Origin of the sequence: Microbacterium lacus, assembly GCF_044794305.1 — a bacterium.
In the GTDB taxonomy this organism is placed as follows: Bacteria; Actinomycetota; Actinomycetes; order Actinomycetales; family Microbacteriaceae; genus Microbacterium; species Microbacterium lacus_B.
This window is the reverse complement of the sequence record NZ_CP084996.1, coordinates 1979097-1992455: the sequence shown is the minus strand read 5'-3', so window position 1 is coordinate 1992455 and position 13359 is coordinate 1979097. Positions and strand designations below refer to the sequence as shown.

Sequence of the window (13359 nt, the reverse complement as noted above, 5' to 3'; positions counted from 1 at the left end):
TCGTCGATGGCGACTCGTCACCTCCTGGGGGAGCTGATCGAGGCCGCGACCGCGGCGGGACTCCCGGAGGTCACGCTCGAATCCGTCGGAGGGGTGGAGGCCGCCGCGCGCGTATCGGCCGGAGAACGGGTCGACCTCGTCTTTCTCGCCTCGGATGCCCTGCAGCGCCTGGCCGTAGAAGGTCACGTGGACGAGGCATCCCTCACCCCGCTCGTCCGTTCCCAGGTCGCCATTGCCGTCCCGTCCCACTCCGACGCGATGGCGGTGACCCCCGGCATGCCCGCCTTCGGCGACGCGGACGGTGTGAAGGGTGCGCTTCGCGCGGCAACCCGCGTCGGCTACTCGACCGGGCCGAGCGGGATCGCGCTGCTCGAAATGATCGAGGGGTGGGGGATGACGGCCGAGATCGGCGAACGGCTCGTGCAGGCGCGTCCTGGCGTTCCCGTCGCCGGACTGCTGGCCGACGGCGAGGTCGACCTGGGCTTTCAGCAGCTCAGTGAGCTCGCTGGCCAGCCGGGGGTGCGCATCCTCGGTGTACTTCCTGCGGACTGTGCGATCGACACCGTCTTCTCGGGGGCGGTCGCGACCGAGGCGTCGGACGCGGCGGAGGCCCGCAGCATCCTGAACTTCTTCGTCAGCGCCACAGCTCCGCTCGTCGCTGGCCACGGCTTCGATACGGCGTGACCGGGGCTGACTGTGCTCTGGCTATGCTGGCGCCGTGAGCACCTCGACCGAGCCCCGCGCGTCTGCCCGCGATGACCGCGTGGTGCTGCGGTTTCTCGCAACGCCCGCCGACACCGCGGCCGGAGGCCGGTCGGTCGCTGCCGGAAGCGTCATGGAGTGGATCGACAAGGCCGGCTTCGCGTGCGCGGTCGGCTGGGCCGGCACCTATTGCGTCACGGCGTATGTCGGCAATGTGCGGCATCGCCGTCCGATTCCGCCCGACAGTCTGATCGAGGTGCAGGCCCGTGTCGTGCACACGGGCCGTACGAGCATGCACGTGGTTGTCACGGTGTCGTCCGCTGAAGTCAGCACGCGCATGTACACGCCCGCGACGACCTGCATCTTGATCTTCGTGGCCAAGGGGGCTGACGGTAGACCCACAGGCGTGCCCGAGTGGACGCCGATCTCACGCTCTGACCGCAAGCTCGCCGACGCGGCGCTCGAGCGGATGGACACTCGTGCCCAGATCAAGCGGCTCATGCTTGATGAGGAATACACCGACGCGACGGGTGCTCCCCGCACGACTTTGCGGTTTCTCGTCCCGACGAGCGTGGTGAACTTCGGCGGAAAAGCCCACGGCGGCACGGTCATGCGCTGGATCGACGAAGCCGCCTACGCCTGCGCGGTGGGATGGATGGGTGAGGCCGATCTGGCCGATCACGCGATCGGGGTGTACTCGGGCGGCATCCACTTTCTCGCGCCCGTGCGCATCGGCGAGCTCGTCGAGGTCGAGGCGCGCATCATCCTCACCGGGCCGCACAGCATGCACATCAGCACGCGGGTTTCGACGGCCGACCCGCGCACGCCGAACGATCTCGTGCTCACGACTCAGTGTCTGAGCGTGTTCGTCGTGCCGGACCACAGCGGCGTCTCGCTCGCCGTTCCGCAGTGGGAGCCGGCCCTCGCTGAAGATGTGCGGTTGCATGAACACGCGCGCGAGATCATCCGCTTGCGCGAAACCATCGTGCCGCTCGCGGCCTCGCTCACGCTCGAGCCGTAGATTTGCGCCGGGCTCAGGCCGGCGTCAAGAGCCGCCAGCCCAAACGCTCCGCAGCATCCTGATCGAACGTGACCGTCTTGGTGGCGCCGAAGAGTTCCATGTTCGCCTGGATCAGGGCGTCGGCGAAGTCGGCACCCTCCTCTGCGAGTGTGAGCGCGCGCACGACGGTCTCGCCATCGTCGAACTCGAGCACTTCGGTCTCGACGAGACTGCGGATGACGGCCAGGCATTCATGCTTTGCGAATCGATAGCTACGCGAGAGCACCCACGCGACTTCTGCGAGAGTCACCTGCGTGACAAACCCCCGAGACTCGTCCGAAAGGTCGTCGAAGAAGCCTGAAGCGAGTTCGAACTGCGCCTCATTGTCGCGAACCAGGTAGCGCAACAGCACATTGGTGTCGATGCCGGTAAGTTGCGCATCGAGGCCGAAGATCGCCATCAGTTGGCCATGCCTCGAAGGCCGCTCTCGGCACCGCCTTCGGCTATCGCGTTATTGATCTCTTCAATCGTGAGTGCTGGCCTATCGGGGTCGTAGAGCATGCCGGCGAGGTCTTGAATGCGCCCGGTCCGCGCGATGAGCCGGTACTGCCCGCCCGACAGCTTCACGAACATCACTTTGGAGCCCGCAACAAGGTTCAGATCGTCGCGCACCTCTTTCGGAACGGTGATCTGGCCCTTGCTGGTCATCGTCGCAGTTGCCATGGCGATTCCTTTCGGTTAGCACAATAAGCTTACTCATGACGGATAGGTAAGGGAACAGTGCCGTGACACGACCAGCGGAAGGGCTCTGCCTTGCGCGGCGAGGTTGCAGCATCCGTCATGGTTACGTTGCAGCATCCGTCATGGTTACGCGCGCATCACGCACACTTATGCGAGAAACAGACAAAGCGCGATAGCGTGGAGACACGACGTGATGTTGCGTCGTCTGGTCACGGTCGATCGAACGAGACACCGTGGTCGCCCTTCTGCAGAGAGTCGCCTCCATGCTCCTCGAGCGAGACCTCATCCAATCCGTCGGATTTCGCAACGTGCGCGAGGACGGTGTCATCACCGGCTTCCAGCTGCGACTGCGGATGCCCTCTTACCGGGGGATGACCGCATCCCTCATCGATGGGGTCGCCATCACGGTCGCAGGGCACGTCGACGTTGCCGCCGACGTGCCGCTGTGGACGTTGCAAGGCCAGACCTACACGCTCACCGAACTCTGGGAGAGCGACGGAGTCCGGTGGCCCCTCGAAGAAGCGGCCATCGTCACGGTGCCGCACCCCGGCGGCCTGCCCGACGGCATCCATGAGGTCTCGATCGAGCTGCGCCTGCGTATGTCGTACATCCCGGTCGAACACCAGCCGTCCACCTACAAGGTCACCAAGAGCATGGCGCTGTCGCCCGAAGCGACCGGTGCACCCTTCAAATACGGGGTGAGCCTGTACAGCTTCATGGGCGACTACGGCACCGTCCTCGACCTCGAGACGGCGATGGCCGGCATCGCCGACATCGGCGCGACCGGCATCGAGATCCTCGGCGAGGGCCACATCCCGAACTACCCGAACCCGTCGCAGGAGTGGGTCGACGACTGGTTCCGCCTGCTCTCGACCTACGGGCTCGAGCCCACGAACTACGGCTCGTGGATCGACACGCGTCTGCACTCCAGTGGTCCAAACGGTCGCGACATGACAGTCGCAGAGGGTGCCGAAGCCCTCCAGCGCGACCTGCGTCTGGCGAAGCGTCTAGGGTTCCGGTTCGTCCGACCCAAGATCGGTGTCATCACCAGCGACCTCGTGCCGCACCCGATCTGGACCGAGGTCGTCGAGGCGTCGCTGCCGCTCGCCGAAGAGCTCGACGTGATCATCTGCCCCGAGATCCACTCGCCGACCCCGATCAAGCACGAAGTGGTCGATGAGTACATCGAGTTCATCAAGAGAACCGGAACCAAGCACTTCGGCATCCTGATCGATACCGGCATCTTCCAGGACCGCCCGATTCCGCTGAAACCCGGTGAACTGCCCGGGCACCGTCCCGCGTTCCTCGACGGCATCGGGGTAGACCCGGCCGACTTCGCCGACGTCGCAGAGCATGTCGTGTTCATCCAGGCGAAGTTCCACGACATCGACGACACCCTCGAAGACCAGCAGATCCCGTGGGAGCCGGTCCTGCGCGCGATCCGCGATGCCGGTTACACCGGATACCTCTCCAGTGAGTACGAGGGCGAACGCGAACCGTGGCGCTCGATCGAACAGGTCCGTCGCCACCACTCACTGATGCGCCAGGTCGCCGACGCGCTCTGAGCTGCAGCACTTGTGCTGAGCGAGCGGAGCGAGCCGAAGCATCCGCCAATGAAACTCGAAGGAACACGACAATGCCCAATGGACTCATCGCCGAAGACAGCCTGCGCGTGCACCCCGACGGCCTCGCGCTGTCGCTCACACTGCCCTGGTACCGCAGCCTCTGGCTGTCATCGGTCGGCACACTGAAGGTCACGATCGACGGCGTCGAGGTCTCGGCCGCCGACATCGCCTTCGAGCTGAACGGATCGCGTTACTCGCTCGACCAATTGCCCGAGCAGAGCGAGACCCTCTGGTACCTGCAGCAGCACCCGCTGCTGATCGTCCGGCGCGAAGCGCCGATCGCGCTCGGTGACACGCACGATGTCGAGATCGTCGGCGAGCTGCGCCTGCCGTACATGCAGATCGCCCCCGGCAAGGACGGCGGACCGGGCATGTACGTGCCGAACTTCGTGCGTCAGTCGTTCACGCTGACCGCGACGGATCAGGATGCTGCGCCCCCGGCGCTTGTGACCGACATCGCTCCGCCGCCTCCGGCGACCGACGCCGACCCCTTCAAGCTCGGCCTGACGCTCTATTCGGCCAGCGCCGAGTTCCGCGCCGGCTGGTACGACTTCGACAGTCTGCTCGCCCGTGTCGCGGAGCTCGGCATCGGCCCCGGTATCGAGATCGTCGCCTCGCAGGCGCTGCCCACCTATCCGTACCTCTCGCCCGAGTTCATCAGCAACTGGCGTGCCGCGTTCGACAAGTACGGGTTCGATGAGAGCTCGTTCGGCGCGAACCTCGACATGGGCCGCCGCCGCGACCGCGATATGACCGACGACGAAGAGTTCGAGTTCAGCGAGATCCTCTTCCGGGATGCCGCGGCCCTCGGATTCCCGCTCGTGCGCATCCAGAGCGCCAATCCGACCCTGTTGCGCCGACTCCTTCCCATCGCCGAGGAGCTCAACCTCAAACTCGCGTACGAGATCCACGCGCCGATGGGCCCGAACGCACCCGCCGTCATGAAGGTGCGCGAGGTCTATGACGAGCTCGACTCGCCGCTGCTCGGCTTCGTCGCGGACTTCTCCTCGACGATGCACGCGATGTCGCCGACGCTGCTTCGCGCGGTGCAGCGCGCCGGGCTCGACGACGAGGCGCTCGCGATGCTGCAGAAGATCTGGGCGACGGATGCCTCGATGCAAGAGCGCCAGCAGGAGTTCATCGGCTATCTGAAGAGCCGTGACTTCGACCCGGGTCGCCTGGGATCGTTCGCGCACCTCGCCTTCAACATGCACGGGCACGTCGCGCCGCAGGAGTGGGCCGACATCATGCCGCAGATCATGCACGTGCACGCGAAGTTCTACGACATCGACGAGACCGGGCAGGAGCCCGCGATCGACTACCCCGAGCTCGTGCGCGTCTTCGTCGAGGGCGGCTACCGCGGCTACTGGTCGAGCGAGTGGGAAGGTCACGCGTTCGCCGAGCTCGGCGAGGTTGACCCGCTCGTGCTCGTCCGCAAGCAGCACGACCTCATCCGCCGCTCGATGCGGGAGCTTCAGCCGGCATGACCGATACGCAGACGGCGGAGGTGCCGGACTTCCGCCGCATGCCGATCGCGGATGCCGTTCGCTGGCTTGCCGAGCACGGTGAGCCGGCCGACCCCCGCACCGACATCGACACCGCGTCGTTGAAGCGCCGCTTCGCGCACCTCGCGGCCGTGGAGACCGCCGACCTCCGCATCGACGGACCCTACGGCAGGCTCGTCCCGGCGAGGCTGTATCGGGATGCCACGGCGGCGGCATCCGGTCGGGCCCTCGTGTGGGTGCACGGCGGTGCGTTCATCGGCGGGTACCTCGACATGCCCGAGGCGAATTGGGTCGCGCTCGAACTCGCCGCCCGCGGCATCCCGGTGCTGTCGGTCGATTACGTCAAGTGCCTGGGCGACGTGCACTTCCCCGAGCCGACCGACGAGGTGCGCACCGCGTGGCGGCACGCCGTCGCGCACGCCGAGGGGCTGTTCGGGGTCGGCGCTGATGCGGTGCTGCTCGGCGGCGCGAGCGCGGGCGGCAACCTGACGGCGGGGGCAGTCGCGCAGATGCAGGATGCCGGTGATCGCGTCCCCGAAGGACTGATTCTGGTCTATCCCGTCCTGCACCCGAACGGACCCGAGGCATCGGCTGAGATCGACCCGTCCTCGCCGCACGGCCAGCTCGCGATGAACTTCGCGGGGTCGGACGAGTCCCTGCGCGACCCGCACGCGTTCGCCGCTCTCGGGCGGGTGGACGGATTCCCGCCGACCCTCATCGTCGTGTGCGACAAGGACGGTCTGCGACCTTCGGGAGAAGCGTTCGCGCGGCAACTCGCGGACGCAGGGATCGACGTGGAAGTGCACCTGGAGCCAGGTGCCGACCATGGTCACATCAACGAACCTTCCGACCCGACGGCTCTGCCTACGATCGAGGCGATCGCGAAATGGGTCGGTGCGAGATCGTGACCACCTTCACTAACCCGATCGTCGCGGGAGACCGGCCTGACCCGGCTGTCATCAAGGTGGGCGACGAGTACTGGCTCACCTACTCGTCGTTCGAGGCGGCGCCGGGACTGCCGCTGCACCGCTCGACCGACCTGGTGAACTGGACGTACGAGACCGCCGCACTGCCCGAACCGATCGGCAGCACGTTCGCCGTCGACATCGCTGAGCACGACGGCCGCTTCTTCATATACATCCCGTTCATCCCGACGCCGTGGTCGACGTTGACGGATGCCTCGATCTTCGTGATCCACGCACCGTCGATGAGCGGCCCGTGGTCCGAGCCCATCGACCTCGGCATTCGCGGGGCGATCGACCCCGGGCACGTGGCCGGCGAGGACGGGCACCGCTACCTCTTCGTGAGCGGGGTGCGCCGCATCCGTCTCGCCGATGACGGCCTCTCGACGGTGGGTGAACTCGAGAAGGTGTACGACGGCTGGCGGTACCCCGACGAGTGGATCACCGAAGCGTATGCGCTTGAGGGGCCGAAGCTTTTCTGGCGCAAGGGGTGGGTCTACCTCGTCAGCGCCGTCGGTGGCACCGCTGGCCCGGCGACCGGACACATGGTGATCGTCGCGCGCTCGCGGTCGGTGCACGGACCGTGGGAGAACCACCCCCGCAACCCGATCGCCCGCACCGAGGATGCGTCCGAGGCGTGGTGGTCGCGGGGCCACGCCACGCTCTTGCCTGGTCCGGGTGCGGCTGCCGAGTCCGACGACTGGTGGATGATCTCGCACGGCTACGAGAACGGCTACCGCACGCTCGGCCGGCAGATCCTGCTCGAGCCCATCCGCTGGGGCGAGGACGACTGGCCCGAGGCGGTCGTCCGCGACATCGGCGGACCGATCGACGCCCCCGTCGGGGCCGTCGCCCAGACGGCGGCACCCGACATCACCGACGACTTTTCGCAGCTCGAACTCGGCCGGCGCTGGACCTTTCACGCTCCCGGTCGCGGTGAGGCCGACCGCGTGCGGCTCGAGGACGGTCTGGTGCTGCGGGGCAAGGGCACCTCACCCGCTGACACGTCACCGCTCGCGATGCTCACCGGAGACCACGCCTACGAGATCGAGGTCGATGTCCAGGTCGGGCGGGGCGTCGAGGCGGGACTCCTGCTCTTCTTCAACAACCGACTGTTCTGCGGGATGGGCATCGACGGCGAGCGGATGCTGAGCTACTCGGGCGGCATCCGCACGCACTGGCGCGAGCCCGCGCCGACCACGGATCGCATGACGCTGCGCATCCGCAACGACCGGCACATCGTCACCGGCTGGTACCGGGTGCCCGGCGGCAAGTGGGTCCGCCACGGTGTGCGGTACGAGACATCCGGCTACCACGCCAACACGACCGGCGACCTGCTCAGCCTCCGCCCCGCGCTCTATGCCGTGGGTGATGGCGAGGCGCACTTTCGCGACTACACCTATCGGAGGCTCACATGAATCCGGCCACACGACCGTGGACCCTCTCGAGCGAAGCGCCGTTCGCGCTGCGCCGCGACGGGGAACCCGCGCTCCTCGTCGGGGGTCAGGTCTTCAATTCGGCCTCATCTTCGCCGAAAGCGATCGCGGACTCGTTCGCGCAGGTCCGACTCGTCGGCTCGAACGTTGTGCTCTCGCCCGTCAGCTGGGCGCTCAGCGAGCCGGCCGAGGGCACGTTCGACTTTTCGCTCGTCGACATCATGCTCGCCGAGGCGCGCAAGAACGACATGCGACTGGTGCTGCTGTGGTTCGGCGCGTTCAAGAACGCGGCCTCCACCTACTCGCCCACCTGGGTGCGTAGCAACCCGGCCCGCTTCCCGCGCGTGGTAGTCGAGCCGAAGGGCATGCAAGCCTTCACCTACGAGGGTGCGACGGCCAAGCCAGTGCTCTCGGTCTTCAGCCCGGAGCTGCGCGAGGCCGATGCGAAGGCCTTCGAGGCGCTCATCCGGCACCTCGCGGATGCCGACCCGGACGGCACCGTCGTCATGGTGCAGGTCGAGAACGAGTCCGGCCTGCTCTCCGACAGCCGCGACCGCAACGAGCTCGCGGAGGCGGTGTGGAACGCGCACGTGCCCTCCGAGTTGATCGCGCACATGAGTGCGACGGCGCAGGGGAGTACCTCCGCCCGACAGCTCTGGGAGTTGAACGGCACCACCGAGAGCGGGACGTGGCCCCAGGTCTTCGGCGAGACGCCCGCGGCCGAAGAGGTGTTCATGGCTTGGACCATCGCCGGCTACGTCGAGCACCTCGCACAGCGCGGCCGGGCGATCGCCGACATCCCGATGTACGCGAACGCGTGGCTCGGCCCGCAGCCCGGTCAGGACACGCCCGGCCAGTACCCGAGCGGAGGCCCGACGTCGACCGTGCTCGACATCTGGCGCGCCGCGGCACCGTCGCTCGCCTTCCTGGGGCCTGACCTCTACGTGCACGACGCCGACGCCGCGATGGCGCAGTACGCCACCGGCATCCAGCCGTTCTTCGTTCCGGAGTGCCGCCTCAGCCCCGCCGAGCTCATTCGCGCGATCGGTACGTACGGCGCCGTCGGATGGTCGGGATACGGGTTGGACCTGGCAAACCCCGATGCTCAGCTCGCGGCGACGATCGCGTTCGTCGCGGGCCTCGAGAGTGAGATCGCGGCCGCGGCGCTGCGCGGCGGACTCGCTGCCGTCGTTCTCGAGCCCGGCGTGGATGGCGAGACCCGGCACATCGACGGCGTCGAGATCACCGCGCGCGCCGCTCGGGCGCTGTTCCGGCGAATGCTGCTCGATGCCGGGGTGAACATCCCCGACACCGAATTGCAGGTGCCCGACGAGACTCTCCCCAGTGCGCAGATCTCCACAACCGGCGAGACGCGGCCATTCGCCCTGATCGCTGCGACCGGCGACGACGGCTTCCTCGTGATCGGACGCGAGGTGACCCTGGACTACTTCGCCGCCGACGCGCGGGTGGAGATCGACTCCGTGCAGGAACTTCTCCTCGACGACGGGCGCGTCACAGACGGTCGGGTTCTCAACGGCGACGAGCGACTCATGATCCTGCCGACCGATCGCGTGGGCGCGGCTCGCATCCGACTCGTTCGGGTGTGACAGGAAGAACGCGACCACGACCTCGCAGGATCGACGCCTACCCGTCTCTCAACCAGCCGCGGTGAAACTTCCGGGACGTGTCGGGCTCTCCGCCGCCCAGCGCGCCGATGTGCCGAAATCTCCCGGATCTTTGACCGCCGACGCCGATCACTCTGTGACGACGAGTCTCAACGCGCGCGAGTCGGTGCCGTCGGTGACGGTGATCACGAGCTCTCCGGGTTCGACCACGAAGTGGTTCTCGTCGTCCCAGAAGCCGAGTTCGTCCCCGCCGAGTTCGAAGGAGACGGATGCTGCGGCGCCCGCATCCATCGACACACGTGTGAACCCGCGCAGCCTCTGCACGGGTTGCGCGATCGAGGCGACCGGGTCGGCCAGGTAGGCGAACACCACTTCGTCGCCGGCGCGGTCGCCGACGTTGCGCACGGTCGCCGACACCGTGACGCGCGCGCCGGCGCAGAGGTCTGCGACGGAAATCTCTGCGGGTAAGGCGGATGCTGTCTCGACGGCGAACCTCGTGTATCTGAGGCCGTCCCCGAACGCGAAGCGCGGACCCTTCTCGAGGTCGAGGAACTTCGACGTGTAGTAGTCGTCGAGATTGTTCGGGCCCTGGAGTCCGACGTCCCAGCGGTCGACCGCCATCGAGCCGCCTGACTGCGCGGGGCGCCCGGTGTTCTCGTGGTCGTGATGGATCGGGATCTGCCCGACCGCGCGCGGAAAGGTCATCGGCACGCGACCACCCGGGTTCACCGCACCCGAAACGACTCGTGCGATCGCCTCGGGCGCTCTGGTGCCGAGGTGCCACGTCAGCAGCACCGCCGGTGCGCGATCGACCCAGTCTTCGACGACGAGCGGCCTGCCGGTCGCGAGCAGCACGATGAACGGCACGCCCGTGTCGGCGATCGCATGGATCAGTCGCTCCTGCTCACCCGGAAGCCGGATGTCGGCGCGAGAACTGGCCTCGCCCGAGAGAGAACTCGGCTCGCCGACGGCGATGACGACCAGGTCCTGCTCGAGCGCAAGAGCCGCGGCTTCAGCGATCTGATCGGCCGAGGGTTCAAGAAAGTCCGCACCGGCAGAGACTGTCCAGGTCGCGTCGGGAATCTCTGCGGCCAGCGCGTCTTCGAGCGTGCCGGCCACAGCGCCGAAGTGCTGCACCCAGGCGCCGAGGTGATCAGTGCTGGCGGCATACGGCCCGGTGAGCAGAATGCGCGTCGCGCCCGAAGAAACGGGCAGCAGAGCATCGTCGTTCTTGAGCAGCACGACACATCGCTCAGCGGCCCACTGCGCTCGGTCGAGGGTCTCCGGCGTCGGACCTGAACGCTCGTGAGAGGCATCCGTATACGGATTGTCGAACAGACCGAGCGCCTTCTTGAGCCGCAGAATCCGCATCACCGCGTCATCGATCCGCGCGGCGTCCATCGCGCTCGACTCGATGAGGGCGACACCGTCGGTGGCGAGTTCTGATCCGCCCATGACGATGTCGAGCCCCGCCGAAAGTGAGAGCTTCACGGCATCCGTCTCGTCCTTCGCCACGCCATGCGGCACGAGCTGCGCGACACCCTCCGCATCGCCGACAACGACCCCTTCGAAGCCGTATTCGCCACTGAGCACGTCGGTCAAGAGTCGACGGTGCGCATGCATCGGTGTGCCGTTGAGGGAGTTGAAAGACGCCATGACGGATGCTGCGCCCGCCGCGACCCCGGCGCGGAAGGGTGCGAGATACGTCTCGCGAAGCCTTCGCCACGAGACGTCGGTGGTGTTGTAGTCACGTCCGGCCTCGGCGGCGCCGTAGGCGACGAAGTGCTTGAGGCACGCGGCGATCGAGCCAGCGCCTGACAGGTCGTGCCCCTGGTAAGCCCGCACCTTCGCCGCACCGAAGGTTGAAGCGAGGAAGGAGTCCTCGCCGAACCCTTCAACGACCCGCCCCCACCGCGGATCGCGCGTCACGTCGACCATTGGCGAGAAGGTCCAGTTCACCCCGCCCGAGCGTGCTTCAGCGGCAGATACCCGGGCGTCCGCCTCGGCAACGGCGACGTCAAAGCTGGCTGCTTGGGCAAGCGGAGTCGGGAAGATCGTGAACTGCCCGTGGATGACATCCAAGCCGATGAGGAGCGGGATGCCATGCGCGCTCTCTTGGACGGCCGCGCGCTGGAGCGCGTTCGTGCGCTCGGCGCTCTGCGGCCAGAACAGCGCACCGATCCCGCCGCGAGCGAGCCCGACGGCGTCTGCTTCGTCGCGGCGCCAGATGATCTGCAGTTGCGCGAGCTTGTCGGTCCACGACATCCGCGCGAGCAGGTCGTCGAGGTCGGGACAGGTCATCATGATCCGATCGTGAGGTGACATGACGGTGGCCGCCCAGGGGGATCCCCGGACGGCCACCGCGATTGTGGAACTGTCTTACTGGTCCCAGGCCGCATCCATGTCTTCGAGGATCTGGTCGACCGTGGACTGGCCGGTCAGCAGACCCTGAACGCCCGTGCCGAGGGCTTCGTAGACGGCAGGGTTGGGCCACGCGGCGTTGGGAACGCCGGTGTACGAACCGGACGACAGCAGCTCACCGATCGGCTCGTAGGAGGGCAACAGCGTCGCAGGGTCGATGCCGCTGATCGGCACTGCGCCCGAGATCTCGGCGAAGTGCTGGGCGTTCTCAGGTGCTGCCGCCCAGTCAAGGAAGGCCTGCGCCGACGCCTTGACCGCATCATCAGATGACGCGTTGACGGCCCATGCGTAGTTCGCGCCGGTCAGCGTGAAGGCGTCCTGTCCGGATGCGGGCGGGAATGCCTGCACGTTGAGGTCAGAGCCGGTTGCGGTGGAGATCGAGGCTGCCGCGCTTCCGGGGACAGCTGCGGTCAGGGCCGTACCGCCACCGAGACCGGCGGTGATGTTGTCGAACGTGCCACCCGCGGCACCATCCTGGAAGCATCCGCCGTCGTTCATCTCGACGATGTCTTCGAGGACGTCGCGCCAGCCGCTGTCGGCGAACGTGACATCACCCGCAGCGCGCTGCTCGTTCCAGTCCGGCGTCTCTGCGTAGACGCGTGTGGCTGAGACGAGCATCGAGAAGAGGCCCGTGTTGAAGGGGATTCCACCCGCGAGGACGGTGAAGGTCTTGCTGCCGTCGCGCGCGGTGGTGCACGCCTCGAGAAGATCTTCGTAGGTTTCGGGGTACTCGACTCCTACTTCTTCTGCGGCGGTGACATTGAACACCATTCCCACAGGCGTGAGCGAGGTCGGCTGCGCGAACGTGTCGCCATCGATCTGGAATTGCGCTTCGCTGCCGACGGGCAGAATCGATGCGGATGTCTCATTCAGCGGCTCGAGGAATCCTGCCTCAGCGAGCGTGATCACCGAGATCGGCTGGCCCGTGCCGGGCGAGAGAATCATCACATCGGCCGCGTTGCCGGCCTGCAGCTGTGTCGTCACCTGCGTGTTGTACGCGTCGGAGGGGTAGGGGATGACCTCGATGTCGATGCCCGCCTCTTCGGCGTACTGCATCGCGAGCTGCTCGTAGTAGTCGTCGGCGTCGTTCGCCGCGGCGACCATGATGGAGAACCCTGTGGCTTCCGGCTCTTCGCTGCTGGTGCCGCCGCCGCCGTTGTCGTCGGTGCCGCCTGCGCAACCGGCGAGGACCAGGGCTCCGGCAACAGGGAGCGCGAGAAGCGACCACCGGAAGTGCCGGTTGGTGGAGAGCTGTGACATGTCGAACCTTTCGTGACATCTTTGTCGCCAGCGGTGCAGCTGGCTCGGCTTCGGGGGCCGCACTTCCACTGTTGCACCATTT

The 13359-nt window shown here is 66.9% G+C and carries 11 protein-coding genes; 7 read left to right on the top strand and 4 right to left on the bottom strand.

Annotated features, from left to right (window positions below; all coding sequences use genetic code 11):
* Positions 1 to 6 precede the first annotated feature (6 nt).
* Positions 7 to 684, top strand: coding sequence for a substrate-binding domain-containing protein (locus tag LG299_RS09505; RefSeq protein ID WP_404429572.1), 678 nt, complete (start codon positions 7 to 9; stop codon positions 682 to 684).
* Between the two features lie 34 nt (positions 685 to 718).
* Positions 719 to 1723: an acyl-CoA thioesterase gene (locus LG299_RS09500; protein ID WP_404429570.1), complete on the top strand. Its 1005-nt coding sequence runs from the start codon at positions 719 to 721 to the stop codon at positions 1721 to 1723.
* A gap of 13 nt (positions 1724 to 1736) precedes the next feature.
* Here the strand turns inward: LG299_RS09500 and LG299_RS09495 are convergent, their stop codons facing one another.
* Entirely contained in the window at positions 1737 to 2162 is a 426-nt protein-coding gene (locus LG299_RS09495; protein ID WP_404429568.1) for a PIN domain-containing protein, read from the bottom strand.
* Entirely contained in the window at positions 2162 to 2425 is a 264-nt protein-coding gene (locus LG299_RS09490) for an AbrB/MazE/SpoVT family DNA-binding domain-containing protein (protein WP_404429566.1), read from the bottom strand. Before LG299_RS09490 ends, LG299_RS09495 begins: the two co-directional genes overlap by 1 nt.
* A 281-nt stretch (positions 2426 to 2706) precedes the next feature.
* Here LG299_RS09490 and LG299_RS09485 point away from each other — a divergent pair, with 281 nt between their 5' ends.
* From LG299_RS09485 to LG299_RS09465, 5 genes are all read left to right on the top strand, one after another.
* Entirely contained in the window at positions 2707 to 4008 is a 1302-nt protein-coding gene (locus tag LG299_RS09485; RefSeq protein WP_404429564.1) for a DUF6379 domain-containing protein, read from the top strand.
* A 71-nt stretch (positions 4009 to 4079) separates the two neighbouring features.
* Positions 4080 to 5555: a DUF6379 domain-containing protein gene (locus LG299_RS09480; RefSeq protein ID WP_404429562.1), complete on the top strand. Its 1476-nt coding sequence runs from the start codon at positions 4080 to 4082 to the stop codon at positions 5553 to 5555.
* Entirely contained in the window at positions 5552 to 6481 is a 930-nt protein-coding gene (locus tag LG299_RS09475; protein ID WP_404429560.1) for an alpha/beta hydrolase, read from the top strand. Before LG299_RS09480 ends, LG299_RS09475 begins: the two co-directional genes overlap by 4 nt.
* Positions 6478 to 7953: a family 43 glycosylhydrolase gene (locus tag LG299_RS09470; protein ID WP_404429558.1), complete on the top strand. Its 1476-nt coding sequence runs from the start codon at positions 6478 to 6480 to the stop codon at positions 7951 to 7953. Before LG299_RS09475 ends, LG299_RS09470 begins: the two co-directional genes overlap by 4 nt.
* Entirely contained in the window at positions 7950 to 9578 is a 1629-nt protein-coding gene (locus LG299_RS09465) for a DUF5597 domain-containing protein (protein WP_404429556.1), read from the top strand. The genes LG299_RS09470 and LG299_RS09465 overlap by 4 nt, the downstream gene beginning before the upstream one ends.
* 147 nt (positions 9579 to 9725) lie before the next feature.
* Here the strand turns inward: LG299_RS09465 and LG299_RS09460 are convergent, their stop codons facing one another.
* Positions 9726 to 11900 carry a glycoside hydrolase family 3 N-terminal domain-containing protein gene (locus LG299_RS09460; RefSeq protein WP_404429554.1) on the bottom strand — a complete coding sequence of 725 codons (2175 nt, stop codon included), beginning with the start codon at positions 11898 to 11900 and terminating at the stop codon, positions 9726 to 9728.
* A gap of 75 nt (positions 11901 to 11975) precedes the next feature.
* Complete coding sequence (locus tag LG299_RS09455) at positions 11976 to 13277, bottom strand: ABC transporter substrate-binding protein (RefSeq protein WP_404429552.1); 1302 nt, start codon at positions 13275 to 13277, stop codon at positions 11976 to 11978.
* Positions 13278 to 13359: the final 82 nt, after the last annotated feature.